Raw genomic sequence first — 26457 nt, 5'->3', positions numbered from 1 at the left:
ATGTGAATCAGCTGCGGTGTCGCGACTCCACTGCCTTGCGCAGGGTGTCGATCAGGGACTGGATGCGGGCGTGCTGCATTTTCATCGACGCCTTGTTCACCACCAGGCGCGAACTGATGGTCGCGATCAGTTCCTGGGGCTCCAGGCCGTTGGCCCGCAAGGTGTTGCCGGTGTCGACGACGTCGATGATCTTGTCGGCCAGGCCGATCAGCGGCGCCAGCTCCATCGAACCGTACAGCTTGATGATATCGACCTGACGGCCCTGCTCGGCATAGTAGCGCTTGGCGACATTGACGAACTTGGTCGCCACGCGCAGCCGGCCCTTGGGCTCCACCGCGCCGATCGCACCGGCGGTCATCAGCTTGCATTGGGCGATCTGCAGGTCCAGCGGCTCGTACAGGCCCTGGCCGCCGTATTCCATCAGCACATCCTTGCCGGCGACACCGAGATCGGCGGCACCATGCTCGACATAGGTCGGCACATCGGTCGCGCGAACGATCAGCAGGCGCACGTCGGCCTGGGTCGTCGGAATGATCAGCTTGCGGCTCTTGTCCGGATTCTCGGTCGGCACGATACCCGCTTCGGCGAGCAGCGGCAGGGTATCGTCGAGGATGCGGCCCTTGGACAGTGCAATGGTCAGCATGGGAAAACCTAGGTCCTTCAATTCAGGATATTGCAATACTCTAACAGACAGACCCGCGTCCCTTGTAGGAACCGGCTTGCTGGCGATTGCAATCGGTCAGTCAACCTCTCAGCTGCCTGACACAACGCTACCGCCAGCCAGCCGGCCCCCAGACACTAGCCCGGAACGCGGCGGATCTTGGCACCGAGCATCTGCAGCTTCTCTTCGATGCACTCGTAGCCACGGTCGATGTGGTAGATGCGGTCGATCAGCGTGTCGCCTTCGGCGGCCAGCGCCGAAATCACCAGGCTGGCCGAAGCCCGCAGGTCGGTGGCCATGACCGGAGCGCCCTTGAGGGTCTCGGTGCCGGTGACGATCGCGGTATTGCCTTCGACCTGGATCTTGGCGCCCATGCGGTGCAGCTCGTACACGTGCATGAAACGGTTTTCGAAGATGGTCTCGATCACCGCGCCAGTGCCTTCGGCAATGGCGTTGAGGGAGATGAACTGGGCCTGCATGTCGGTCGGGAACGCCGGGTACGGCGCGGTGCGCACGTTGACCGCCTTGGGCCGCTTGCCGTGCATGTTCAGCTCGATCCAGTCTTCGCCGGTGGTGATCACCGCGCCGGATTCCTTGAGCTTTTCCAGGACCGCTTCAAGGATGGTCGGATCGGTATCCTTGACCTTGACCCGGCCGCCGGTGACGGCAGCCGCCACCAGGTAGGTGCCGGTTTCGATACGGTCCGGCATGACCTTGTAGGTCGCCGAATGCAGGCGCTCGACGCCATCGATGGTGATGGTGTCGGAGCCGGCGCCGGAGATCTTCGCGCCCATGGCGATCAGGAAGTTCGCCAGGTCGACCACTTCCGGTTCCCGCGCGGCGTTCTGCAGCACGCTGCGACCACGGGCCAGGGCCGCGGCCATCATGATGTTCTCGGTACCGGTCACGGAGACGGTATCGAAGAAGAAGTTCGCCCCGCGCAGGCCGCCTTCCGGCGCCTTGGCCTTGATGTAGCCGCCTTCGACGTCGATCACCGCGCCCATGGCTTCGAGGCCACGGATGTGCAGGTCGACCGGACGCGAGCCGATGGCGCAACCGCCAGGCAGGGCGACTTCGGCTTCGCCGAAACGGGCAACCATCGGGCCCAGCACCAGGATCGACGCACGCATGGTTTTCACCAGTTCGTACGGTGCGATCAGGGTCTTGATGGTGCGCGGATCGATTTCCACGGAGAGCTTTTCGTCGATCACTGGCTCGATGCCCATGCGCCCGAACAGCTCGATCATGGTGGTGATGTCGTGCAGGTGCGGCAGGTTGGCCACGGTGACCGGGCCATCGCACAGCAGGGTGGCGGCCAGGATCGGCAGGGCAGAGTTCTTTGCCCCGGAGATGCGGATTTCGCCATCAAGACGAACGCCGCCAGTAATAATCAGTTTATCCATAGGAATCTCGACGCCAGTTCAGGCTCAGGTGCGCTCGGCCCAGGCCGCGCGGCTGAAAAATTTCATAGTGACCGCATGGATGCTGCCATCGGCGATCCACGGGTTCAAATGGGCATAGACGCTCTGCTGACGCTTCACCGGGCTCAGGGCCGCCAGTTCGTCGCTGATCAGATTCAGCTGAAAGTTGCAGCCTTCGCCCTCAACTTCAACCTGTATGTGTGGAAGAGAGTCCGACAGTTTTTCTTCAAGGAAACTCTTTACTTCGGTGGCCTGCATGCTCAACCTCGATCGGCGCCCAACGCGCGCGGGTCGGCCATCATACAAAAAAGCCCCGCGCCTGCGAACCCCGCATTGCAGGACTCTGACGGGGGGCTTGTCTGTTTGTGGCAATCAATGGACGGCCAACAGCTCCGTCAACTCGGAAACTTCGGCGATTTCGCGCATGTCCAGGGGCATCGCCCGGATGCTCAACGACTTGCCATCCTGCGCCGCGTCCCGCATGAACGCCAGCAGCAGGGCCAGGCCGACGCTGCTGGATTTCTTCACGGCCGAACAGTCGACCACCAGGGCCAGCGCCTCGCTGGCCTTGATCAGCGCCTGGCCCTGCTTGCGCAAGGCCGGGCCGGTGCTGTAGTCGAGCACACCCTCCAGGTGCAATTCACCCGGCTCGCCGAGGCGAACGCTTGCTTCACTCACCGCCGCTATCCTTCTGCGGGTTCTTCTCGGATTCGGCCTTGGCCTTCTCCACTTCACCCGCCCAGCCGTCGATGGTCTTGTCCAGGTTGTTGCCGTTGCGCTGCATGGCATCGGCGAACTGGTCACGGAACAGCTTGCCGATGTTGATGCCGTTGATGATCACGTTGCGCAGCTTCCACTCACCGTTGATCTTCTCAAGGGTGTAGGACACCGGGTAGACCGCGCCGTTGTTGCCCTTGACGGTCATGCCGACGCTGGTGCGGTCGCCCGACTCATCCTTCGGCGCATCGACGGTGATGCCCTGGTTGTTGTATTCGAGCAAGGCATTGCCGTAGAACTGGAACAGCCCGCGCTTGAAGTTTTCCTGGAAGCGGGTCATCTGCTCGGGCGTGGCCTTGCGCGAGTACTTGACCGTCATGATGCTCTTGGAAATACCTTCGGCATCCACCACCGGACCGACGATGCTGTTCAGCGAGTTGTAGAAGTCCGACGGGTTCTGCTTGTACTTTTCCTTGTTCGCCGACAGGTCGGCCAACATGCGGTTGGTGGTGTCCTGCACCAGGTCGTGGGCAGAAGGCGCCGCCACGGCATTGCCCATCAGCGGCAGCGCCGCGAGCAACACCAGAAGGCTACGGCGCAAGGTAGAGATCATGGAAAAACTCCTCATTTGGCGTCTTTATTAACGGTATTGAGCAGGAATTTACCGATCAGATCTTCCAGTACCAGCGACGACTGGGTGTCATGGATGGTTCCACCATCCTTGAGCAGGGTGTCTTCCCCGCCAACGCTGATACCGATGTACTTCTCACCGAGCAAGCCCGCGGTGAGGATAGACGCGGTGGAGTCAGTCGGCAGGTTGTTCACGCGTTTTTCGACTTGCATGGTCACCCGGCCGGTGAAACTGTCGCGGTCCAGATCGATCGCCGTGACCTTGCCGATGGTTACGCCGGCCATGGTCACTTTAGCTCTGACAGTCAAACCGGCGATATTGTCGAAGTAGGCGTAAAGTTTATAGGTTTCGGTATTCGCCGTCGGGGACAGTCCACTGACCCGCAATGCCAGCAACAGCAAAGCCAGGATGCCAGCCAGCAAGAAAAGGCCGACACCGATTTCCAGGGTGCGGTTTTGCATCAGAAATCTCCAAACATCAAGGCGGTCAGAATAAAGTCCAGGCCGAGGACTGCCAGCGAGGCATAGACCACGGTCTTGGTCGTGGCACGGCTGATCCCTTCCGAGGTGGGTTCACAGTCGTAGCCTTGAAACACGGCAATCCAGGTCACCACGAAGGCGAACACGATACTTTTGATAATCCCGTTCAGCACGTCACCGCTGAAGGTCACGCTGTTCTGCATATTGGCCCAGTACGAGCCGTCGTAGACACCCAGCCAGTCCACCGCCACCCACGAACCGCCCCAGATCCCGACCACACTGAAGATCATCGCCAGCAGCGGCAGGGAAATGAAGCCGGCCCACAGCCGTGGCGCGACAATATACTTGAGTGGATCGACGCCGATCATCTCCAGGCTGGAAAGCTGCTCGGTGGATTTCATGTTGCCGATTTCCGCAGTCAGCGCCGAACCGGCGCGACCGGCGAACAGCAGGGCGGTCACCACCGGCCCCAGCTCGCGCAGCAACGTCAGGGCGACCATCTGCCCCACCGCCTGTTCGGAGCCATAGCTGGAAAGGATATTGAAGCCCTGCAGCGCCAGCACCATGCCGATGAACACCCCGGACACGACGATGATCACCAGGGACATCACCCCCACGGAGTGCAGTTGCCTGACCAGCAGGCCGAAACCTCCGCCGATCCCGCCGCGACCGAACAGCACATGGAACAGGAACAGCGTCGAACGCCCGAGCACCGCGAGCACATCGATGCCCGAGCGCCCGAACAGGCGAATTCTCTCGATTAATGATTTCTTGCGCATCAGCGCTTCCCCAACAGGTCTGCGCGGTAATCCGACGCCGGATAATGGAACGGCACGGGCCCGTCCGGATCGCCGGTCATGAACTGGCGGATACGCGGGTTGTCGGCGTTCATCAGCTCTTCGGGCGTGCCCTGCCCCAGCACCTGCCCGTCGCCTACCACATAGAGGTAGTCGGCAATGCTCGCGGTTTCCGCCAGGTCATGGGACACCACGATACTGGTAATCCCCAGCGCATCGTTGAGCAGGCGGATCAGGCGCACCAGCACGCCCATGGCGATCGGGTCCTGCCCCACGAAAGGCTCGTCGTACATGAGGATCTGCGGGTCGAGGGCAATCGCCCGCGCCAGCGCCACGCGACGCTTCATGCCGCCGGACAGCTCGTCCGGCATCAGGTCGACCGCACCGCGCAGGCCGACCGCCTGCAGCTTGAGCAGGACGATATCGCGGATCATCTCTTCCGGCAGCTCGGTGTGGACCCGTAGCGGAAAGGCGACGTTTTCGAAGACATCGAGATCGGTGAACAGCGCGCCGCTCTGGAACAGGACGCCCATGTGCTTGCGGGCGTCGAACAGATCGCCACGGGATAACGTCGGAAGATTCTGACCGTTGACCCACACCTCGCCGCTGCTCGGACGCAACTGGGCACCCATCAGCCGCAACAGGGTGGTCTTGCCGCATCCGGAGGGCCCCATGATGCCGGTGACCTTGCCCCGCGGAATGCGAATATCGACATTATTGAAGATGCTGCGCGCGCCGCGCTTGAAGGTGACACCCTTCAGCTCGACCGCGTAGGCGTTATCGGCGCTCATCTAAACTCCTTGCGATGCAGCCTCTGACTCGGACACCAGGCCTCTGTAAAAGAGGCGCGCACTTCCTGAGCGGGCCGAACTGGTCGCGAACTATATCATTGCTGATACGAGGCGCCCAAGGCCGAAGCCGTGCTTGTTCAGGATAGGTACAGCCCGTTTTGACACACTGCGGGGTGAAAACTGACGGCAGGGTCCTACACTCAATAAGCAAAGCGCAACGATCAAGCGTGAGGGAATCGTTCATTGCCGCTATAATCGCGCCTTTTCATCAGGCTAATACGATTTCTGACATGAGCCAATCCAGCGACCTGATTCAATCGGCACAACGCACCATCCGCCTCGAAGTAGAAGCCGTAGAAGGCTTGTTGGCCCATATCGACGCAGATTTCGTACGCGCTTGCGAGATGATTCTGGCCAGCAAAGGCCGCGTGGTCGTGGTCGGCATGGGCAAGTCCGGGCATATCGGCAACAAGATCGCCGCGACCCTGGCCAGCACCGGCACCACGGCTTTTTTTGTCCATCCGGCGGAAGCCAGCCACGGCGACATGGGCATGATCACCCGGGATGACATCATCCTGGCGCTGTCCAATTCCGGCTCGACCGCGGAAATCGTTACCCTGCTGCCGTTGATCAAGCGTCTGGGCATCCAGTTGATCAGCCTGACCGGCAACCCGGATTCGCCGCTGGCCAAGGCCGCCGAGGTCAACCTGAACGTGCATGTCGAGCACGAGGCCTGCCCGCTGAACCTGGCGCCCACCTCCTCGACCACCGCCGCGCTGGTGATGGGCGATGCCCTCGCCGTCGCGCTACTGGAAGCCCGTGGCTTCACCGCCGAAGACTTCGCCTTTTCCCATCCGGGTGGCGCCCTCGGCCGCCGCCTGTTGCTGAAAGTGGAAAACGTCATGCATGCCGGCGACGAGCTGCCGCAGGTATTGCGCGGCACGCTGTTAAAAAACGCACTAATGGAAATGACTCGCAAAGGCCTGGGCATGACTGTGATCGTCGAGGCCGATGGCCGCCTCGCCGGGATCTTTACCGATGGCGACCTGCGCCGCACCCTGGATCGCACCATCGATATCCACAGTGCCCTGATCGAGGACGTCATGACCCCCCACGGTAAGACCGCGCGGGCCGAGATGCTCGCTGCCGAAGCCCTGAAGATCATGGAAGACCATAAAATCAGCGCACTGGTCGTAGTCGATGACGAGGATCGCCCGGTGGGCGCCTTGAACATGCACGACTTGCTGCGCGCGGGAGTGATGTAAATGAGCACCGATCTGCTGCAACGCGGCAAGCACATCAAGCTGGCGGTCTTCGACGTCGACGGCGTACTGACCGACGGTCGCCTGTACTTTCTCGAAGACGGCACCGAATTCAAGTCGTTCAGCACCCTGGACGGCCAGGGCATCAAGATGCTGATGGCCGCGGGCGTGCAAACCGCTATCATCAGCGGCCGCAAGACCACGCTGGTCGAGCGGCGCGCGAAGAACCTCGGTATCCCGCACGTGTTCCAGGGTCGTGAAGACAAACTGGTGGTGCTTGACGCCCTGCTGGCCGAACTCGGCCTAAGCTATGAACAGGTTGCCTATCTGGGCGACGACCTGCCGGACCTGCCGGTGATCCGTCGCGTCGGGCTGGGCATGGCCGTGGCCAACGCCGCGGGTTTTGTCCGCGAGCACGCGCACGGTGTCACCCAGGCCCGTGGCGGCGAAGGTGCCGCCCGCGAATTCTGCGAGTTGATCCTGCGTGCCCAGGACAGCCTTGAAGCGGCCCACGCCGCCTACCTGTAGAGCTATTTATGCTGAGCAAGAAAATTCGCAATATTGTGCTGTTCGCAGTTATTGCCGCCCTGTTCGCGGCTGTTGGCTACTGGAACATCAGCCCGGAACGCTTCCTGGAACAGACGGCCGCGCCAGTCGACAGCACGCTCGTCGACTACTATGCGATCAACGCCCACAGCGTCCAGTACATGCCCGACGGCAAGGTGCAGTACGACATGACCGGCGACAAGGTCGAGCACCTCAAGGTGTCCGATGTGACCCTGGTGACCAAGCCCGACCTGCAACTCTATCGCGGCACGGCCTTCCCCTGGCATGTCCAGAGCGAGCGCGCCGAGGTCAATCCGGACGGCACCCAGGTCGAACTGATCGACTCGGTACGCATCGCGCGCACCGATGAGAAGCAACGCAATATCGTCATCACCAGTAGCCGAATGACAGTATTCCCGCAGAAGCAATATGCGCAGACCGAGCAAGCCGTTAGAATCGACGGCCCCAACGGCGTGACCACGGGCACAGGCATGAAAGCCTATTTGGAAGAAAGCAGGATGCACCTGCTATCGAACGTAAGAGGACAGTATGAGTCTCGTTAAAACCCTCCCGATTTTGCTCAGCCTGGGCGCAGCACTGGGAAGCGTGAGCGCCTGGGCTCTGCCGAACGACAGCGAGCAGCCCATCCGCATTCAAGCTGACGACGCTCAACTGGATGACAAGCAAGGTATCGCCACCTACAAGGGCGACGTCATCATCACTCAGGGTTCGATGATCGTTAAGGGTAATACCGTGACGCTCACCCGCACCAAGGACGGCGCCATCGACGTGGTGACCTCTGTGGGCAACCTGGCCTACTTCGAACAGCGGCAGAAAGCCACCGACCCACAGCCGGTCAAGGGCTACGGCAAGACCATCCAGTACCATGCGCAACAGAACCGCATCGTCCTGATCGACCAGGCCAAGGTGATCAACGATGGCAACACCACCGAAGGCGAGAAGATCGTCTACGACACGGTGAAGCAGGTGGCTACCGCCGGTCGCGCCAATGGCACGCCGATCACCACGCCACGCCAGCGCATCGACATGGTTATCCAACCGAAAAAGAAAACTGACGAGCAAAAGGCCCAGTAATGGCAATTTTGAAAGCTCAGCATCTGGCCAAAGCCTACAAGAGTCGCCAGGTGGTGCGTGACGTCAGCCTGTCGATCGAAAGCGGCCAGATTGTCGGCCTGCTCGGCCCCAACGGTGCCGGCAAGACCACCTGCTTCTACATGATCGTCGGCCTGGTCCAGGCCGACCAGGGTCGCGTGCTGATCGACGACCAGGACGTCAGCCACCAGCCGATGCACGGCCGCGCGCGCGCGGGTATCGGCTACCTGCCCCAGGAAGCCTCGATCTTCCGCAAGCTCTCGGTGGCCGACAACATCATGGCGATCCTCGAGACCCGCAAGGAACTCGACAAGGCCGCCCGGCGCAAGGAACTGGAAAGCCTGCTGCAGGAATTCCACATCAGCCATATCCGTGACAACCTCGGCATGAGCCTGTCCGGTGGTGAACGCCGCCGGGTGGAAATCGCCCGCGCCCTGGCCACCGCGCCCAAGTTCATCCTGCTGGACGAACCGTTCGCCGGTGTCGACCCGATTTCCGTGGGCGACATCAAGCAGATCATCCATCACCTCAAGGCCAAGGGCATCGGTGTACTGATCACCGACCACAACGTCCGCGAGACCCTGGACATCTGCGAAACCGCTTATATCGTCAATGATGGGCAACTGATCGCCGAAGGCGATTCGGCCACCATCCTGGCCAACGAGCTGGTCAAGGAAGTCTATCTGGGCCATGAGTTCCGCCTGTAAGCCCGACGGTGTTTGACCGCCCGCCTGAGCGCCGGAATGTTCGATAAAGCGTCACATGCTTTTATTGTTACAGCGCTCTAGGCAAACACTCCGGTTTCAGGCATATAATTTGCTTATGTTTGGCGCTTCGGCGCCCTGTAGTGGATGGCGCATGCGCGCCGGCAAATAAGGTGTTAAGCCCCTGCCATGAAACCATCGCTAGTCCTGAGAATGGGCCAGCAGCTGACGATGACACCGCAGCTGCAACAGGCCATCCGCCTGCTCCAATTGTCGACCCTGGACCTTCAGCAGGAAATCCAGGAGGCCCTGGAATCCAATCCGATGCTCGAACGCCAGGAAGAAGGCGACGACTTCGATAATGCCGATCCACTGGCCGACAACGCCGAGCAAAAACCCAACACCGACGTCCAGGAACCCTCCTACCAGGAAACCGCGCCCACGGTCGACAACCTCGAGGAAGGCGACTGGAACGAACGCATTCCCAACGAACTCCCGGTCGACACCGCCTGGGAAGACGTCTACCAGACCAGCGCCAGCAGCCTGCCCAGCAACGATGACGACGAGTGGGACTTCACCACCCGTACATCCGCCGGGGAAAGCCTGCAAAGCCACCTGCTGTGGCAGCTGAACCTGGCCCCGATGTCCGACACCGACCGGCTGATCGCCGTGACCCTGATCGACTGCATCAACAATCAGGGCTACCTGGATGAGACTCTCGAGGAAATCCTCGACGCCTTCGATCCGGAACTGGATATCGAGCTCGACGAGATCGAAGCCGTCCTGCACCGCATCCAGCAGTTCGAACCGGCCGGCATCGGCGCGCGCAACCTCGGCGAATGCCTGCTGCTGCAATTGCGCCAGCTGCCGGCCAAGACCCCGTGGCTGAGCGAAGCGCAACGCCTGGTCAGCGACTACATCGACCTGCTGGGCAGCCGCGACTACAGCCAGCTGATGCGCCGCATGAAGCTCAAGGAAGACGAGCTGCGCCAGGTCATCGAGCTGGTGCAGAGCCTCAACCCGCGCCCGGGCTCGCAGATCGAGTCCACCGAAGCCGAATACGTGGTGCCCGACGTCATCGTGCGCAAGGACAACGAGCGCTGGCTGGTGGAACTGAACCAGGAGTCGGTGCCACGCCTGCGGGTCAATCCGCAGTACGCCGGTTTTGTCCGCCGTGCCGATACCAGCGCCGACAACACCTTCATGCGCAACCAGTTGCAGGAAGCCCGCTGGTTCATCAAGAGCCTGCAGAGCCGCAACGAAACCCTGATGAAGGTCGCCACCCAGATCGTCGAGCACCAGCGCGGTTTCCTGGAATATGGCGATGAAGCGATGAAGCCGCTGGTCCTGCATGACATCGCCGAAGCCGTGGGCATGCACGAGTCGACGATTTCCCGGGTCACCACGCAGAAATTCATGCATACCCCCCGCGGTATTTATGAGCTGAAATACTTTTTCTCCAGCCATGTCAGCACCTCCGAAGGCGGCGAATGCTCGTCCACGGCGATCCGCGCGATCATCAAGAAACTGGTTGCGGCGGAAAATCAGAAAAAGCCGTTGAGTGACAGCAAGATCGCTGGTTTACTGGAGGCACAAGGCATTCAGGTCGCCCGTCGTACCGTCGCCAAGTACCGCGAGTCCCTCGGGATCGCGCCTTCCAGCGAACGGAAGCGGTTGATGTAACCGCCGGGCGTGCCACAGCGTTCCAGTGGCAGGCATACGCCTGCCGCTTTATGCACTGGCAACGAAGGAGAAGCTGTATGCAAGTCAACATCAGTGGACACCAACTGGAAGTGACCGAACCCCTGCGTGCCTACATCGGCGAGAAGCTCGACCGATTAGAGCGCCACTTCGACAAGATCACCAACGTACAGGTGACAATGGCCGTCGAAAAACTGAAGCAGAAAATCGAAGCCACTCTGCACATTCACGGTGGTGAGGTGGTCGCCAACGCCGAACATGACGACATGTATGCCGCGATCGACCTGCTTACCGACAAGCTGGACCGCCAACTGAAAAAGCATAAGGAAAAGAACCTGCACCTGCTCCAAGGTACAGGTCGCTAACACCCACCCATGATTCGACTTGAAAACATCCTGACCCCCGGCCGTTCCCTGGTGAACGTGCCGGGCGGCAGTAAAAAACGCGCCCTCGAACAAATTGCCAACCTGATCGCCCGTGAAGTGCCTGATCTGGAAATGCAGGATGTCTACGAGAGCCTGATTGCCCGTGAAAAACTCGGCTCGACCGGTTTTGGCAACGGCATCGCCATTCCCCACTGCCGCCTCAAAGGTTGCGAGTCGCCCATCAGTGCCCTGATGCACCTGGACGCTCCCATCGATTTCGACGCCATCGACGGTGCCCCGGTCGACCTGCTGTTCGTACTGCTGGTCCCGCAGGCCGCCACCGATGCGCACCTGGAACTGCTCCGGCAGATCGCCAGCATGCTCGATCGCAAGGAGGTACGTGACCGCCTGCGTAGCGCACCGAGCAATGAAGCCCTGTATCAGGTTGTCCTGGACGTACAGAACGGTCATTAATCATGCGCTTGATCATCGTCAGCGGTCGCTCCGGCTCAGGTAAAAGCACTGCCCTCGATGTCCTCGAGGACAACGGCTATTACTGCATCGACAACCTGCCGGCCGGCCTGCTGCCGGAACTGGCCGAGCGGGCGCTGATCCATACCGAGCTGGCACAACCGCTGGTCGCCGTGTCCATTGACGCGCGCAACCTGCCCAGCCACCTGTCGCGTTTTCCCGAGTTGCTGGACGAAGTCCGCGGCCGGCATATCCAGTGTGACGTGCTGTACCTGGACGCCGACGAGGAAACCCTGCTCAAGCGTTTCTCCGAGACCCGCCGGCGCCATCCCCTGAGCAGCGCCAACCGTTCGCTGGCCGAAGCCATCCGCGACGAGAGCAACCTGCTGGGACCGATTGCCGACCTCGCCGACCTCAAGGTCAACACCACCAACCTCAACCTGTACCAGCTACGGGATACCATCAAGCTGCGCCTGCTGAACCAGCCGGAACCGGGGACCGCGTTCCTGGTGGAGTCGTTCGGCTTCAAGCGCGGCATGCCGGTGGACGCCGACCTGGTATTTGACGTACGGTGCCTGCCCAATCCGTACTGGAAACCCGAACTGCGCGAGCAATCCGGGCTCGACGGCCCGGTGGCCGAGTACCTGGCCGCGCAACCGGATGTCGAGGAAATGTTCCAGGACATTTCCAGCTACCTGCTCAAATGGTTGCCACGCTTCGCCGCCAGCAACCGGGCTTATGTCACCATTGCCATTGGCTGTACCGGCGGGCACCACCGCTCCGTCTACCTGACCGAACGCCTTGGCCAGGTTCTGCAACAATCCCTGAAGAACGTCCAGGTCCGCCACCGCGACCTTAGCTGAAAGGATCACCATCGCGATGCCCGCTCTGGAAATTGAAATCATCAACAAACTGGGTTTGCATGCCCGCGCTTCCGCCAAGTTCGTCGGCGTTGCCGGTCAGTACCCCTGTCAGATCCGGGTAGGTCGTACGCCCGAGAGCATGGTCGATGGCAAGAGCATCATGGCCATGATGATGCTGGCGGCCGGCAAGGGCACCATGATCCACATGCAGACCGAAGGCGAACAGGAAGACGAGGCGATGGCGGCACTGGTGGCGCTGATCAACAACTACTTCGATGAGGGCGGTTGAGCTGGCGCGACGCCGCACCGCAGTGATGGCGTTCGACTGAACGCCATGGGACCGGGCTGACTCCCTGCTACAGCCCTTCCAGCCAGCCCAGCAGTCGGGCAACCAGCAACACCATCCCCGCCAGCAGCAACAGCCAGCCGACTCCGAAGCGAAATAGTCGCCCTCTGCTCATTGCCACGGTTTCAGTCCCCATCATCGGCTTTGGATCTTGTTGGTTATAGGGTTCACGCCAGTGCCGCGAGATAACGCCGTTCGACCTCTGGCCAGTTGATCACGTTGTAGAACGCATTGATGTATTCCGGACGGCGGTTCTGGTACAGCAGGTAATAGGCGTGCTCCCAGACATCCAGGCCGAGGATCGGGGTATTGCCGTTCATCAGCGGGCTGTCCTGGTTACCGCTGCTTTCAACCACCAGCTTTTTCTGCGGGGTCACGCTCAACCAGGCCCAACCGCTGCCGAAGCGCGTCAGTGCCGCCTTGGTAAAGGCCTCCTTGAACGCCTCGAAGCCGCCCAGTTGTTCGTCGATGGCCTGGCCCAGCGCCGCTTCCGGCTCACCGCCACCCAACGGGCTCATGACCGCCCAGAACAGCGAATGGTTGGCATGGCCACCACCGTGGTTGATCACCGCCGGGCGGATCTTTTCCGGCAGTTGCTGGACCGCGGCCACCAGTTTTTCCACCGGCCAATCGGCCCATTCCAAGCCCTCCACCGCCGCATTGAGGTTGGTGATGTAGGTCTGATGATGCCTGGTATGGTGGATTTCCATGGTCTTGGCATCGATATGCGGTTCCAGGGCATCGTAGTTGTAAGGCAGCGCAGGCAAGGCGTAGGTCATTTCAATGAACTCCATGTTGATGACGCGTCGGGGTCGATCCCGAGGAGGCCGTCTGGCTGTAGAGCAGGCGGCTGGTGCGGGGGTATTCGCCGTGTTCGCTGATAAAGGCGAGCAATTCGACGTAGGTCTTGCTGCTCTGATGCATCGCCGCCTCGCGCAGTGGCGGCGCAAGCCGGGTGTCCTGCATCGTCTGCAGCAGGCGCTGATGGATCGCGCACAGGTACTCGACGCTTTCTTCGGGCTGATTGAGCCGCAGGTGGAGGTCCGCCAGGTTGTGGTGGGAAATCACGCAGGCGGCCACCGCCTCCTCGGCGTCCGGCCAGCGCTCGAACAACACCTGTGCCAGGGCCAGGGCCTGCAGGTAGTGCTCGCGGGCATCGACCAGCTCGCCCAGGTTGAAATAGCGGTTGGCCCTTTCGATCGTGCGTTTCCAGTGTTCCATGACGAACCTCCAGGCAATGCAGTGGGTTACACGCCGCCAGCGGTGAGCTTTTCCGGATCCAGCAGGGTTTCCAGCTGGCTGCGCGGCAGATCGGTGTGTTCAAGCGCGACATCGATGATCGGACGGCCTTGCTGATAGGCCTTCTTGGCAATCTCGGCGGCCTTCTGGTAGCCGATGATCGGGTTGAGTGCGGTGACCAGGATCGGATTGCGCGACAACGCTTCCTTGAGCTTGGCTTCGTTGACCTTGAAGCTGGCGATAGCCTTGTCGGCCAGCAGGCGACTGACGTTCGCCAGCAGTTCGATACTGCTCAACAGATTCTGGGCGATGATCGGCAGCATCACGTTCAGTTCGAAGTTGCCTGACTGCCCGGCCACGGTGATCGCACTGTCGTTGCCGATGACCTGCGCCGCCACCATCGCGGTAGCCTCCGGGATCACCGGATTGACCTTGCCCGGCATGATCGACGATCCCGGCTGCAAGGCTTCCAGCTCGATCTCGCCGAGGCCGGCCAGGGGGCCGGAGTTCATCCAGCGCAGGTCGTTGGCGATCTTCATCAGCGACACCGCGGTGGTTTTCAACTGACCGGACACCGCGACAGCCGTGTCCTGGGAGCCGATCAGCGCAAACAGGTTATGGCCCGGGGTGAATTGCACATGGGTCAAGGCGCTCAGTTGCCGACTGAACAGCTCGGCGAACTGCGGGTGGGCATTGATCCCGGTGCCGACCGCCGTACCGCCCTGGGCCAGGGATTGCAGGCTCGGCAGCAGGTCCCGCAGATGCTGGACATTGGCCTTGAGCTGCGCCGCCCAGCCGTTGAGTACCTGGCTCAGGCGAACCGGCATGGCGTCCATCAGGTGGGTACGGCCGGTCTTGATAAACGGATGGACCTGCCCGGCCTTGGCTTCGGTGACCTGCACCAGGTGCGCCAGTGCCGGCAGCAATTGTTCGTGCAACGCCAGGGCGGCGCTGACATGAATGGTGGTCGGGATGATGTCGTTGCTGCTTTGCCCGCAATTGACGTGGTCGTTGGGGTTGACCGGCTCGCCGAGCAAGCGGCTGGCGAGGGTCGCGATCACTTCGTTGGCATTCATGTTGGAGCTGGTGCCGGAGCCGGTCTGATAGATATCCACCGGGAAATGCGCCATGAAGTCGCCTTCCAGCAGGCCCTGGCAGGCATCGACGATGGCCTTGCCCTGCGCAGCGCTCAACTGCCGCAATTCGACGTTGGCCTGGGCCGCCGCCGCCTTGGCGAGGATCAGCGCACGGATGAATTGCGTCGGCATGCGCAGGCGACTGATGGGAAAGTTGTTCACCGCGCGCTGGGTCTGGGCACCATACAAGGCCTCGGCCGGCACCTGCAGTTCGCCCATGCTGTCGCGTTCGATACGGGTATTACTCATCGGGGAATCCTTGCACCAGTTCAGTCAGGGGAATGGAAGGCAGCAACGAACAGGTCGCCAACTGCCAGGCAAAGCTTTGCCAGCGGCGCAACCGACAGTTGCACAGCGCCTGGCGCTCCAGGTCGCGCAGCGGACGCCAGGCCTGGTCCAGGCACAACGAACGCCAGTGCCAGGGCAACGCGGTGTCGGCGGCCGTGTCGAGCAACAGGCGAAAGGCGGTTTCGGCAATGGTCCACGGCGAGGTGGCCGTACAGCAGGCCAGATAGCGGCCTTCGGCGAGGTAGTGCTCGATCAGCCGGGGTTCATCCGGCAGCAATGCGCAGCGGATCTGGCGGCTCATCCAGCGCCAGCTTTCCAGGTAGGGTTGCTCATGCAAGGCAGAACTCATGACCCAGGCTCATTCGATAATGAGATTTATTATTATATGATATTGAGAATCAAGACAAGCACATAAGCCTATCTATCAGCGGCGGGAGCCAGGCAAAAAAAAGCGTGTCACCCAGTGGGTGACACGCTTCGTGTGCAGCCGGCCAGCGGAATCAGCTGCCCGCCACGGTCATCCGCTCGATCAGTACCGAGCCTGTGCGGATATTGCTGCGCAGTTCGAGATCGCTGCCAACGGCGACGATCTGCTTGAACATGTCGCGCATATTGCCGGCAATGGTCACTTCCTGGACCGGGAACTGGATTTCGCCGTTCTCGACCCAGAAACCCGCCGCGCCGCGGGAGTAGTCACCGGTGACCATGTTCAGGCCATGGCCCATCAGTTCGGTGACCAGCAGGCCACGGCCCATGCGACGGATCAGGGCATCCTGATCCTCGACGCCGTGGGTGACGAACAGATTGTGCACGCCACCGGAGTTGGCGGTACTCGGCAGGCCCAGCTTGCGCCCCGAATACGTGCCCAGCACATAGGACACCAGGGTGCCATTTTCGACGAACGGCTTGGCGTAGGTCGCCAGGCCATCACCGTCGAATGCCGAGCTGCCCATGGCGCGCATCAGATGCGGGCGCTCGTCGAGGGTCAGCCATTCCGGGAACAGGCGCTGTCCCATCGCGCCCTCGAGGAACGACGACTTGCGGTACAGGTTGCCGCCGGAAATCGCCGAGAGGAAGCTGCCGAACAGGCCACCGGCCAGTTCCGCGGAAAACAGCACCGGGACTTCGCAGGTCGGGACCGGTCGCGCGCCCAGACGGCTGGCCGCCCGCTGCGCGGCTTTCTGGCCGATGATCACGGCGTCGGTCAGCAATTCGCCCTGGCGATTCACGTCATACCAGTAATCGCGCTGCATCTGCCCGTCGCCTTCGGCGATCATCACGCAGCTCAGGCTGTGGCGGGTCGACGCGGAACCGCCGATAAAGCCATGGCTGTTGCCATAGACACGGCAGCCCTGACCCGTGGTCAGCGTGGTGCCATCGGCATTCTTGATCCGTGGATCGGCATCGAACGCCGCCGCCTCACAGATCAGCGCCCGTTCGATGGCCTGCTCCGGAGTGATGTCCCACGCGTGGAACAGGTCGAAATCCTTCAGGTCCTTTGCCATCAGGGCGGCATCCGCCAGGCCCGAACTCTCGTCTTCGGAAGTATGTTTCGCGATCGCCAGCGCGGCCGCGACGGTTTCGCGAATCGCCTCTGCGCCACTGGCCGAAGTGCTGGCCGAGCCCTTGCGCTGTCCCACATACAGGGTGATGCCAAAGCCCTGGTCGCGGTTGAACTCGACCGTCTCCACTTCCCGCTGGCGCACCGAAGTCGACAAACCCTGCTCCAGGGACACCGCCACTTCACAGGCACTGGCGCCCTGGCGCTTGGCTTCGGCGAGAATCTGCTCGACCTGCTCCTGCAGTGCCGGCAAAGCCTGCGGGCCGACGCTTTGTGCTGCACTCATGGTTCTCTCCAATCAAATTCGGCTTTCGGTCAAGGTCTTCGAGCGACCGGGCCGGACAAGCGGCCCCCGACTGGTTATCATGGCGGCGTTTCTTTGCGGACTGCCACCATGGTTGATTCTTACGACGACTCCCTCGATGGGGAGAAAAGCAAAACCCAGGTCAAACGCGAGCTGCATGCTCTGGTTGATCTCGGCGAGCGCCTGACAACACTCAAGCCTGACCTGGTGGCAAAACTGCCACTGACCGACGGCTTGCGCCGTGCCCTGGCCGAAGCGCCGAAGCACACCGCGAATATCGCGCGTAAACGGCATATCCAGTTCATCGGCCGACTGATGCGCGACCAGGACACTGACGCCATCCTGGTGTTGCTGGACCAGCTCGACGCCTCCACCCGGCAATACAACGAACGCTTCCACAATCTCGAACGCTGGCGCGATCGCCTGATCGCAGGCGCCGACGATGTGCTGGAAAAGTTCGTCGCCGACTATCCCGATGCGGATCGTCAGCAACTGCGTTCCCTGATTCGCCAGGCCCAGCACGAACTTGCCCAGAGCAAGCCGCCGTCTGCCAGCCGTAAAATCTTCAAGTACATCCGGGAGCTGGACGAAACTCAACGCGGCCTGCGCTGATCTTCGTCACGGGTGAGTGCCGTTGGCGCTCACCCGAGGCTCCGCCTTCCTACGACCCCGTGCCACCCACGGTGATCGCATCGATTTTCAGGGTCGGCTGACCGACACCCACCGGCACCGATTGCCCATCCTTGCCACAGGTTCCCACGCCGCTGTCCAGCGCCAGGTCGTTACCGACCATCGACACCTTGCTCATGGCTTCCGGGCCGTTGCCGATCAGCGTCGCCCCCTTGACCGGCGCGGTGATCTTGCCGTCCTCGATCAGGTAGGCCTCGCTGGTGGAGAACACGAACTTGCCGCTGGTGATATCGACCTGGCCACCGCCGAGGTTGGCGCAGTAGATGCCCCGCTTCACCGAAGCGATGATTTCCGCCGGATCGCTTTCGCCCCCCAGCATGTAGGTATTGGTCATGCGCGGCATCGGCAGGTGCGCGTAGGACTCGCGACGACCGTTGCCGGTCCGCGCCACGCCCATCAGCCGGGCATTCAACTTGTCCTGCATATAGCCCTTGAGCACGCCGTTTTCGATCAGCGTGGTGCACTCGGTCGGCGTGCCTTCGTCATCGACACTGAGGGAGCCGCGGCGCCCGGCCAGGGTGCCGTCATCGACGATGGTGCAGAGCTTGGACGCAACCATCTCGCCCATCCGCCCGCTGTAGGCCGAACTGCCCTTGCGGTTGAAATCGCCTTCCAGGCCATGGCCGACCGCTTCGTGCAGCAGGACCCCGGACCAGCCGGAGCCGAGCACCACCGGCAAGGTACCGGCCGGAGCGGGAATCGCTTCCAGATTGACCAGTGCCTGGCGCAAGGCCTCGCGGGCATAGCCCATCGCGCGGTCTTCGCTGAGGAAATAACGGTAGTCGGTACGACCGCCGCCGCCATGCCCGCCACGCTCGCGCCGGCCGTTCTGCTCGACGATCACGCTGACATTGAAGCGCACCAGCGGGCGCACGTCCGCCGCCAGGCCGCCATCGGTGGAGGCGACGAGAATCCGTTCCCAGACCCCCGCCATGCTCACCGAGACCTGCTGGATACGCGGGTCCAGGGCACGGGTGGCGATGTCGACACGCTTGAGCAACTCGACCTTCTCGGCACGGGTCATGACATCCAGCGGGTTGTCAGGGGCGTAGAGCTGCGCCACATCCCGGGTGGAGAAGGCCTGCACCGTACCGTTCTGCCCGGCGCGGGAAATCGAGCGGGCCGCACGCGCGGCCGACCCCAGGGCTTCGAGGGTGATCGCGTTGCTGTAGGCAAACCCGGTTTTTTCCCCGGACTGGGCGCGTACGCCGACCCCCTGGTCCAGGTTGAAACTGCCTTCCTTGACGATGCCGTCTTCGAGGGACCAGGACTCGGAAATCTGCCCCTGGAAATACAGGTCGGCGGCGTCGATGCCCGGACCGGCCAGGTCACCAAGGACCGATTGAAGGTTTTCGAGCGTCACGCCACCCGGCGCCAACAGGTGTTCACTGACTGAGGACAACAACTCGCTCATAGGTTTTGCGCCTTATTTCGTCATTCCGATGCAGGCCGCCGTGCGCCCTGCGAGAAAAAGCGCCGATGGCTCGCCACCGGCATTCGCGCCCGTATGGACGCCTGTTCAGTACTGTCGCGCTCGGCCAGCAACACCGCTTCGCCTTGATCCTGTTCAGCGACGATACGCCCCCACGGGTCGACGATCGCCGCATGGCCAAAGGTTTCCCGTGGCCCCGGGTGCACACCGCCCTGGGCGGCGGCCAACACATAACACTGGGTCTCGATGGCCCGCGCACGAATCAGGATGTCCCAATGCGCCGCGCCGGTCACCGCGGTAAACGCCGACGGCGCGGTGATCAGCTCGGCCCCGGCCTGGCGCAACTCGCTGTACAACTCGGGAAAGCGCAAGTCGTAGCACACGCTCAGGCCCAGCCGTCCGACCGGCGTATCGGCCACCACCACCCGGCTACCATGAGCATAGTCATCGGATTCGCGATAACGCCCACGATTATCCGCCACGTCGACATCGAACAGGTGCAGCTTGTCGTAGCGGGCCACCGTCTCACCCTGCTCGTCGACCAGCAACGAGCAGGCATTGGCCTTCGCCTGCGGCTGGTCGACCGGCGGTAGCGGCAAGGTGCCCGCCACTATCCATAACCTGAGGTCACGGGCGGTCTGTTTCAACCATGGCAGGATCGGTCCTTCGCCGAGTGCTTCGGCGCGACCGATGGCGGCGACATCCCGACGGCCCATGGCGGCGAAGTTTTCCGGCAGCACCGCCAGGCGCGCGCCGCCTTCGGCCGCTTGCTCGAGCAGGCGGCGGGCCTGGCTCAGGTTGGCCAGCACATCGCTCTGGCTGACCATCTGGATGACGGAGAAAGTCATGGCGCACTCCTTGAAAGGTAGGCAACCATGCTACTCCATGGCGCTCTACTTGGACTTCTCAAAAGGCTTGTCGAAGGTGATTTTCGGTTCTTTCCACGGGCCGGTGACGCTGTACTTCACGCTGGCGAAGCGGGCGACCCGGTCGCCGATCAGCTTGTCGATCAGGAACAGCGCACCGCCGATGGCCGGGGCACCGACGATCAAGGCGGCGATCGGCAGGTTGTTGGTCACCGGCAAGGTCACCAGCAGCTTGGCATCGACCCGGTCGGCCACCATGTCCAGCGTGCCATTGAGCTCGAGATTGCTCGACGGTCCGGTCAGGGTAATCGGATCGCGGGTGACATAGACGCCATCGCTGGCTACCAGCACCCCCTTGACCCGGTCATAGCTCAGGCCTTTGCCGAGCAGGTCGGAGAAGTCCAGGCGCAGGCGACGGCCGATGGAGTTGAAGTTCAGCAAGCCGAACACCCGCAGTGCCTGGGCTCCGCCCTCGACTTCGACGAACTGACCCTTGCGCAGGGTCGCATCCAGGCTGCCGGAGAAACGCTTGAGCCCGACCCAGGCCGGCGAGCCGGGCCAGCGACCGTCGACATCGAGGTGGAAATCCTCGCTGGTCACGGTCGGCGCGAAGCTCCAGGCCTTCAGCACATCCGCCAGGTTCTTGCCTTCCACACGACCGTTGATCCAGCTGTTGCTGCTGCCCGGCACGCCTTCCCAGCCACCGTTGCCCTGGAGTTGCATGCCCTTGAGGCCCAGGTCGAGATCGTTGAGCCTGACTCCCTTGGGTGTCGGCCGGGCCTTGAGCGACCACGCCCCGACCAGGTCCTGGCCCTGGAACAGTTGGTCGATGCTGATATCCAGCGCCGGGATCTGCCGTGGATCCGCCGAGGCCAGCGGGTCCGGGGCATTTTCATCGGCCACCACGCTCGGATCCGGTGCTGGCAATCGCACGTAGGCCAGCTTGACGCCAATCGGCGCGCCCTTGGCATCCGGCAGGGTCACGCTGCCCTTGGCCTGCTGGCTGTCGATCATCAGGCCCCAGGCCGTGGCGCTGCGGGCCATCTGCAGGCTCACCTGGTCGAAACGGGTACCAAAGCCGGTGAGCTTGTCGACCTTGAAGTCGGCGCTGCTGAGCAGCTGCTTGGCATTGCCGCCGGGATCCTGGCCGGCATAACGGTCAACCACCGCTTTCCAAGGCTCCAGGTCCAGTTCCGAGAGCACGCCACGCACGCGCAAACCCTTGGTCGTCGGCAGCTGGGCATCGCCATCACCGAGGAACAGTTCGCCACGACCGTCGCCGAACTTGCCGCCCGGCGCGGCAAAGGTGAAGTTCGCCAGCTCGCCATAGTCGAACCAGTAGCGGCGCTCGGCACCTTGCAGGGTCATGCGGAACACGCTGTCGCGGCCCTGGCTGGCCGGCATGCCAAAGGGCGCGGGCAGGTCGACGGCAACGCCCTTGAGGTTGGAGTTGATGATCAACTGGCTGTCGGCGCCGTCGAGGTTCAACTGCAACTGATAGGGCAGGTCACCGGTGACCGGCAGCGGCTGGCTGACACCCAGCCAGTCGGTGAGTTTTTTGATCGCCACCTGGCCCTTGGCGGTGACCCGGGTACCGAGATCCCCGGGCTTGCCGACGGCAGCGATCTGCGCGGTGATCGGCCGGTCGAACGCCTGGGCGGTGATCGCCTCGCCGCTCAGGCCCTTGGCACTGTCAAAACGGAAAGCGCCCTTGAGCTGGGTCAGCTCCAGGGCCGGATCGGCCAGTTTCAGCCGCGCCTTGTCGGTGGCGAAATCCACCAGGATCTTCGGCTCCTCGCCTTTCTCCAGGGGAATATCCAGCTTGACCTGGCCTTTCAGCTCACCTTCGCCCTGCCAGCCGGCAAAGGTCGCGGCGGTGCCGATCGGTGCTTCCTGGAGAATCTTCAGGCCATCGCCCAGGCCGCCGGCAAAACCACCGTCGAGAAACATGTGCGGGGCCTTGCCCTGCGACGAGTGGGGAATGTTGACCACGACATCACTGACCTGGGTGTCGAGCAACTGGCCCTTGCTGGCCTTGATCCGCACGCCACTGTTTTCGATGAAGACATCGCCGCTGACCTTGCTGACATGCGGCCAACCCGGCTGAAACGCCAGCTCGGCGTCATGGACCTTGAAGAACAGGCTGATATTCTGCGCGGCGGCCACGGCATCATGGTCCAGCGAACCCTGGTACTGGAAGAAGCCCTGTTCCACCGCGCCATGGAGGATCGAGGTGCGCAGCCACTCGTCCAGAGACGGACTCAGCACCGCCGGCAGGTATTTCGGAGTAAAACGCCCGTCCCCGTCCACCAGGCCGACCCGCAGGTCCATGTAGTCTTCCTGGTCACGCTCGAAATGCAGGCGGATCAGGAAGTCGGCGGCGATCTTGCCTTCCTCCCCCAGCACCTTGATATAGGGGGCGATCAGGGTGAACCCCTGCTGGTCGAGTTTCCAGGTCAGGCGGGCGTTGGCCTGGATGTACTGCCAGGGCTTGTTGAAGATCGGATACAGGAACAGCGAGAAGTCCTTGCTGTCCATGCGCAGTTCACCCTGGCCGAGGTCGCCGCTGATGCTGCCGCTGACATTGCGCGCCGCCGGCGCACCGTGATAGGCGTCGAAACCGACCCGCTCCAGGTTGGCCTCGAAGCTGAGACGGCGGTCACCGGTTTCCTGGGGACGGTAATCGAGCAGCACGTTGCGCAAGGCACCGGTGACCTTCAGGTGATCGATGACGGTCGCCAGGCCTTCCGGCAGCGGCGCCAGACCATCGAGCAACGGCGTGATCGGCGTCAGGTCGAGGCGGTCGGCCTGCACATGCCACAACTCCCCGGCCTTGTCGGTCGCCGCCGTCTGCTGCAGTTGCAGATGGGACTCCCAGCGGGTCTTGCCGAGGTTCATCGCCAGGGAGTCGAGCAACAGGCTGAAACCCTGGTCGTTGCGCTGCAGGTAGGCGTTGAGGGCCAGGTTCTCGATCTTCACCGGCTTGCGGTCGGCGTAGGCGCCGCGAAATTGCGGGGCATTGAGACGTGCCACGGCGCTTTGCACCGTGCCATCGGCCCACTTCAACCAGAATTCGCCGCCGGCCTTGAGCTCGGCGACGTTCCATTTCTGTTTCAGGCTCGCCGGCAACCAGCGCGCCCAGTCGCTCTGCGGCAGGCTCAGGTAGGCGTCGGCGGAACCCTGGCGCCAGGCGCCGGCCTGCAACCGGGTACTCAGGTTGAACGCCAGGGGCTGGCCATCGGGCAGGGTCAGGCGCATGTCGAGGCGCTGGCGGGACAGGCCGGTCTGCAGGTTCAGGCCGACATAGGTCAGGGTCAGCGGCGATTCGCCGAACGGTTCCAGGGTCACCTGGCTATCCAGCACCGACAGTTGCGCGACCATCTGCAGACGGTTCAGCAGTTGCTCGGGGTCCAGCGGCTGGCCGTCCGACTGTGGCAATCCTTCGAGGGCCCACTGACCCTCCTTGTCCTGCCGCAGGTTCAACTGCAGGCCATTGAGTTCCAAACGGGCAATGCGCACTTCGCGGGCCAGCAGGCTGGCCCAGATATCCGGGATCACCTGCACCTGGTCCAGGCGCAACGCCGAAACACCGGCACCGACCGTCACATCGTGGGCCAGCAGCACCGGCGCCAGGCCGCTCCAGCGTCCTTCCAGGCTGCCGATGGACAGCGGCATGCCCAGCGCGGCCTGCGCCTTGCCCTCGACATCGGCGCGGTACTCGGCCACCAGCGGCACGAACTGCCGCCCCAGGCTGGCATACAAGGCCACCAGCACCAGCAACAACGCACAGATACCCAGGCCCCAGCGGGTCAACGCGGCGACAAAGCGTGTCAGACGCTCCATGTCAGTGGCCCCTCAGGCAAGGTTCGATCAACAGGCCAACGCCAGCCAGCATGGACAGTGTATGTACAGAGCAGGGAATCAGAGCAGCACCACGTCGTATTGTTCCTGGGAATACATGGTTTCGACCTGGAAACGGATGGTCCGTCCGATAAACCCCTCCAGCTCCGCGACATTGCCCGACTCTTCATCCAGCAGGCGGTCAACGACTTTCTGGTTGGCCAACACTCTATAACCTTCGGCCTGATAGGCACGGGCCTCCCGCAGGATCTCGCGGAAAATCTCGTAACAAACCGTCTCCGGGGTCTTCAGCTTGCCGCGCCCCTGGCAACTGCTGCACGGCTCGCAGAGCACCTGCTCAAGACTTTCGCGGGTGCGCTTGCGGGTCATCTGCACCAGACCCAGCTCGGTGATCCCGATGATGTTGGTCTTGGCGTGATCGCGTTCCAGCTGCTTTTCCAGGGTCCGCAGCACCTGGCGCTGGTGCTCTTCGTCTTCCATGTCGATGAAGTCGATGATGATGATCCCGCCGAGGTTGCGCAGGCGCAGTTGGCGGGCAATCGCGGTAGCCGCTTCGAGATTGGTCTTGAAGATGGTTTCTTCGAGGTTGCGATGACCGACAAAGGCCCCGGTGTTGACGTCGATGGTGGACATGGCTTCCGCCGGGTCGACCACCAGGTAGCCGCCGGACTTGAGCGGCACCTTGCGCTCCAGGGCTTTCTGGATCTCGTCCTCGACACCGTAGAGGTCGAAGATCGGCCGCTCGCCGGGATAGTGTTCGAGACGATCGGCAATTTCCGGCATCAACTCGGCGACGAACTGCGTGGTCTTCTGGAAGGTTTCCCGGGAGTCGATGCGGATCTTCTCGATCTTCGGGCTGACCAGGTCACGCAGGGTCCGCAGCGCCAGACCGAGGTCCTCGTAGATGACATTGGGCGCACCGATGGTCTTGATCTGCGCGCCGATCTGATCCCAGAGCCGGCGCAGGTAGCGGATATCCATCATGATCTCGTCAGCCCCCGCCCCTTCGGCGGCGGTGCGCAGGATAAAGCCACCGGCTTCCTTGATGCCTTCCTGGGCCACGCAATCGCTGACGACCTTCTTCAACCGGTCGCGCTCGGCTTCCTCTTCGATCTTCAGCGAAATGCCGACATGGGCGGTACGCGGCATGTACACCAGGTAACGCGAGGGAATCGACAGTTGCGTGGTCAGGCGCGCGCCCTTGGTACCGATGGGGTCCTTGGTGACTTGCACCACCAGGCTCTGCCCTTCGTGAACCAGGGCGCTGATGCTTTCCACCGCCGGGCCTTCGCGCATGGAAATTTCCGAGGCATGGATAAAGGCCGCCCGATCCAGCCCGATATCGACGAACGCCGCCTGCATGCCCGGCAGGACCCGCACCACCTTGCCCTTGTAGATATTGCCGACGATACCGCGCTTCTGCGTACGCTCGACATGCACCTCTTGCAACACACCGTTTTCTACCACCGCCACGCGCGATTCCATCGGCGTGATGTTGATCAGGATCTCTTCACTCATGGCTGGGTCTCGTTCAGGCGTGTTCACAATAATTGCCGTTCACTGGAGTGCGGCAATCAGCGCACGATAAGGTTTTGCCAACAGGGTATGCCGAAATGGCCGAGCAGTTCTGCGGTTTCGCACACCGGCAAGCCCACCACGCCCGAATAGCTGCCGTTCAGACCCTCGACGAAAACCGCGGCAAGGCCTTGAATGGCATAGCTTCCAGCCTTGTCCCGAGGCTCGCCGCTGGACCAGTAGGCAGATGCCTCTTCTGTTTTGATCGTACGAAATTTCACCAGGCTGCGAACCACCCGCGACTCGCACCGATCACCGTCCAACAGCGCGATGGCGGTGAGCACTTCGTGCTCGCGAGCGGACAATGCCAGCAGCGTGGCCACTGCATCCGCCTCATCCAGCGGCTTGCCGAGAATCCGTCCGTCCAGCACCACGGCGGTATCGGCACCCAGCACACAGAACGGCGCCGCGACCTGGCTGCTCGCCAACAGGCCCTGGCCGGCTGCCGCCTTGCCGCGCGCCAGGCGCTCGACATAGGCCGCCGGCGTCTCATCCATCAGGGGAGTTTCATCGATATCCGCGCTGATCGCGGTGAAAGGCACGCCGATCTGGGTGAGCAGTTCACGCCGACGCGGCGAGCCGGAGGCCAGGTAGAGCGGGGTCATCGGGACATCTCCGTGTCGGGGCGCTTTATCGG

At 62.3% G+C, this 26457-nt stretch carries 29 protein-coding genes and 1 pseudogene; 11 read left to right on the top strand and 19 right to left on the bottom strand.

The window, feature by feature from the left end:
• Positions 1-7: 7 nt before the first annotated feature.
• The 8 genes from hisG to HX881_RS16520 all read right to left on the bottom strand — a co-directional run bounded on the left by hisG (position 8) and on the right by HX881_RS16520 (position 5497).
• Complete coding sequence (hisG, locus tag HX881_RS16555) at positions 8-643, bottom strand: ATP phosphoribosyltransferase (RefSeq protein ID WP_017126517.1); 636 nt, start codon at positions 641-643, stop codon at positions 8-10.
• A gap of 155 nt (positions 644-798) precedes the next feature.
• Positions 799-2064 carry a UDP-N-acetylglucosamine 1-carboxyvinyltransferase gene (murA, locus tag HX881_RS16550; RefSeq protein ID WP_017126518.1) on the bottom strand — a complete coding sequence of 422 codons (1266 nt, stop codon included), beginning with the start codon at positions 2062-2064 and terminating at the stop codon, positions 799-801.
• 24 nt (positions 2065-2088) lie between these two features.
• Entirely contained in the window at positions 2089-2340 is a 252-nt protein-coding gene (locus tag HX881_RS16545) for a BolA family protein (RefSeq protein ID WP_017126519.1), read from the bottom strand.
• A 114-nt stretch (positions 2341-2454) separates the two neighbouring features.
• On the bottom strand, positions 2455-2760 hold the full coding sequence (locus tag HX881_RS16540) for an STAS domain-containing protein (protein WP_017126520.1): 306 nt from the start codon (positions 2758-2760) through the stop codon (positions 2455-2457).
• Positions 2753-3412, bottom strand: coding sequence for an MlaC/ttg2D family ABC transporter substrate-binding protein (locus HX881_RS16535; protein WP_017126521.1), 660 nt, complete (start codon positions 3410-3412; stop codon positions 2753-2755). The genes HX881_RS16540 and HX881_RS16535 overlap by 8 nt, the downstream gene beginning before the upstream one ends.
• A gap of 11 nt (positions 3413-3423) precedes the next feature.
• Positions 3424-3891 carry an outer membrane lipid asymmetry maintenance protein MlaD gene (gene mlaD / locus HX881_RS16530; RefSeq protein WP_017126522.1) on the bottom strand — a complete coding sequence of 156 codons (468 nt, stop codon included), beginning with the start codon at positions 3889-3891 and terminating at the stop codon, positions 3424-3426.
• On the bottom strand, positions 3891-4688 hold the full coding sequence (mlaE, locus tag HX881_RS16525) for a lipid asymmetry maintenance ABC transporter permease subunit MlaE (protein WP_017126523.1): 798 nt from the start codon (positions 4686-4688) through the stop codon (positions 3891-3893). Before mlaE ends, mlaD begins: the two co-directional genes overlap by 1 nt.
• Entirely contained in the window at positions 4688-5497 is an 810-nt protein-coding gene (locus HX881_RS16520) for an ATP-binding cassette domain-containing protein (protein ID WP_017126524.1), read from the bottom strand. Before HX881_RS16520 ends, mlaE begins: the two co-directional genes overlap by 1 nt.
• Positions 5498-5787: 290 nt before the next feature.
• On the opposite strand from HX881_RS16520, the gene HX881_RS16515 reads away from it, so the two are divergent.
• The 10 genes from HX881_RS16515 (at position 5788) to HX881_RS16470 (ending at position 12811) form a co-directional block, all read left to right on the top strand.
• Positions 5788-6762 (top strand): KpsF/GutQ family sugar-phosphate isomerase, encoded by a 975-nt coding sequence (locus HX881_RS16515; protein ID WP_017126525.1) that lies wholly within the window; start codon positions 5788-5790, stop codon positions 6760-6762.
• Positions 6763-7287, top strand: coding sequence for a KdsC family phosphatase (locus tag HX881_RS16510; protein ID WP_017126526.1), 525 nt, complete (start codon positions 6763-6765; stop codon positions 7285-7287). It abuts the gene before it with no gap.
• Positions 7288-7295: 8 nt separating this feature from the next.
• A complete protein-coding gene (gene lptC, locus HX881_RS16505) occupies positions 7296-7868 on the top strand; it encodes an LPS export ABC transporter periplasmic protein LptC (protein WP_017126527.1) in 573 nt (190 codons plus the stop codon).
• On the top strand, positions 7855-8400 hold the full coding sequence (lptA, locus tag HX881_RS16500; RefSeq protein ID WP_017126528.1) for a lipopolysaccharide transport periplasmic protein LptA: 546 nt from the start codon (positions 7855-7857) through the stop codon (positions 8398-8400). Before lptC ends, lptA begins: the two co-directional genes overlap by 14 nt.
• Positions 8400-9125 carry an LPS export ABC transporter ATP-binding protein gene (gene lptB, locus HX881_RS16495; protein ID WP_017126529.1) on the top strand — a complete coding sequence of 242 codons (726 nt, stop codon included), beginning with the start codon at positions 8400-8402 and terminating at the stop codon, positions 9123-9125. Before lptA ends, lptB begins: the two co-directional genes overlap by 1 nt.
• 186 nt (positions 9126-9311) lie before the next feature.
• Positions 9312-10805 carry an RNA polymerase factor sigma-54 gene (locus HX881_RS16490; protein WP_042935433.1) on the top strand — a complete coding sequence of 498 codons (1494 nt, stop codon included), beginning with the start codon at positions 9312-9314 and terminating at the stop codon, positions 10803-10805.
• A gap of 77 nt (positions 10806-10882) precedes the next feature.
• Positions 10883-11188 carry a ribosome hibernation-promoting factor, HPF/YfiA family gene (gene hpf / locus HX881_RS16485; protein WP_017126531.1) on the top strand — a complete coding sequence of 102 codons (306 nt, stop codon included), beginning with the start codon at positions 10883-10885 and terminating at the stop codon, positions 11186-11188.
• 9 nt (positions 11189-11197) lie between these two features.
• Complete coding sequence (gene ptsN / locus HX881_RS16480) at positions 11198-11662, top strand: PTS IIA-like nitrogen regulatory protein PtsN (RefSeq protein ID WP_017126532.1); 465 nt, start codon at positions 11198-11200, stop codon at positions 11660-11662.
• A 2-nt stretch (positions 11663-11664) separates the two neighbouring features.
• Positions 11665-12522, top strand: a complete 858-nt coding sequence (gene rapZ / locus HX881_RS16475; RefSeq protein WP_017126533.1) for an RNase adapter RapZ — start codon at positions 11665-11667, stop codon at positions 12520-12522.
• 16 nt (positions 12523-12538) lie between these two features.
• Positions 12539-12811 carry an HPr family phosphocarrier protein gene (locus tag HX881_RS16470; RefSeq protein ID WP_017126534.1) on the top strand — a complete coding sequence of 91 codons (273 nt, stop codon included), beginning with the start codon at positions 12539-12541 and terminating at the stop codon, positions 12809-12811.
• Between the two features lie 79 nt (positions 12812-12890).
• Here the strand turns inward: HX881_RS16470 and HX881_RS32795 are convergent.
• From HX881_RS32795 to pmbA, 6 genes and pseudogenes are all read right to left on the bottom strand, one after another.
• Positions 12891-13004: pseudogene (locus HX881_RS32795) on the bottom strand (ZIP family metal transporter); the annotation flags it as partial.
• A 31-nt stretch (positions 13005-13035) separates the two neighbouring features.
• Positions 13036-13647 carry a superoxide dismutase gene (locus HX881_RS16465; RefSeq protein WP_177085504.1) on the bottom strand — a complete coding sequence of 204 codons (612 nt, stop codon included), beginning with the start codon at positions 13645-13647 and terminating at the stop codon, positions 13036-13038.
• A 1-nt stretch (position 13648) separates the two neighbouring features.
• The gene (locus HX881_RS16460; protein WP_017126537.1) at positions 13649-14089 is read right to left on the bottom strand and encodes a hypothetical protein; all 441 of its coding nucleotides are present in this window, start codon (positions 14087-14089) and stop codon (positions 13649-13651) included.
• Between the two features lie 26 nt (positions 14090-14115).
• On the bottom strand, positions 14116-15492 hold the full coding sequence (locus HX881_RS16455) for a class II fumarate hydratase (RefSeq protein WP_017126538.1): 1377 nt from the start codon (positions 15490-15492) through the stop codon (positions 14116-14118).
• A complete protein-coding gene (locus HX881_RS16450) occupies positions 15485-15880 on the bottom strand; it encodes a hypothetical protein (RefSeq protein ID WP_017126539.1) in 396 nt (131 codons plus the stop codon). The genes HX881_RS16455 and HX881_RS16450 overlap by 8 nt, the downstream gene beginning before the upstream one ends.
• A 151-nt stretch (positions 15881-16031) precedes the next feature.
• Positions 16032-17378, bottom strand: a complete 1347-nt coding sequence (gene pmbA, locus HX881_RS16445) for a metalloprotease PmbA (protein ID WP_017126540.1) — start codon at positions 17376-17378, stop codon at positions 16032-16034.
• 108 nt (positions 17379-17486) lie between these two features.
• Between pmbA and yjgA the strand changes: the two genes are divergently transcribed.
• A complete protein-coding gene (gene yjgA / locus HX881_RS16440; RefSeq protein WP_103033066.1) occupies positions 17487-18008 on the top strand; it encodes a ribosome biogenesis factor YjgA in 522 nt (173 codons plus the stop codon).
• 49 nt (positions 18009-18057) lie between these two features.
• Here yjgA and tldD read toward each other — a convergent pair whose 3' ends face one another.
• The 5 genes from tldD to HX881_RS16415 form a co-directional block, all read right to left on the bottom strand.
• On the bottom strand, positions 18058-19500 hold the full coding sequence (gene tldD / locus HX881_RS16435; protein ID WP_017126542.1) for a metalloprotease TldD: 1443 nt from the start codon (positions 19498-19500) through the stop codon (positions 18058-18060).
• A gap of 20 nt (positions 19501-19520) precedes the next feature.
• Positions 19521-20366 carry a carbon-nitrogen hydrolase family protein gene (locus HX881_RS16430; RefSeq protein ID WP_177085502.1) on the bottom strand — a complete coding sequence of 282 codons (846 nt, stop codon included), beginning with the start codon at positions 20364-20366 and terminating at the stop codon, positions 19521-19523.
• A gap of 45 nt (positions 20367-20411) precedes the next feature.
• Entirely contained in the window at positions 20412-24227 is a 3816-nt protein-coding gene (locus tag HX881_RS16425; protein WP_177085500.1) for a YhdP family protein, read from the bottom strand.
• Positions 24228-24305: 78 nt separating this feature from the next.
• Complete coding sequence (gene rng, locus HX881_RS16420) at positions 24306-25763, bottom strand: ribonuclease G (RefSeq protein WP_017126544.1); 1458 nt, start codon at positions 25761-25763, stop codon at positions 24306-24308.
• A 56-nt stretch (positions 25764-25819) separates the two neighbouring features.
• Positions 25820-26425, bottom strand: a complete 606-nt coding sequence (locus tag HX881_RS16415) for a Maf family protein (protein WP_177085866.1) — start codon at positions 26423-26425, stop codon at positions 25820-25822.
• Positions 26426-26457: the final 32 nt, after the last annotated feature.

It is taken from the genome of Pseudomonas gingeri (assembly GCF_013386115.1).
Lineage (GTDB): Bacteria > Pseudomonadota > Gammaproteobacteria > Pseudomonadales > Pseudomonadaceae > Aquipseudomonas > Aquipseudomonas gingeri.
The sequence above is the reverse complement of the archived record's forward strand: the minus strand, read 5'-3'. Positions and strand labels throughout refer to the sequence as shown.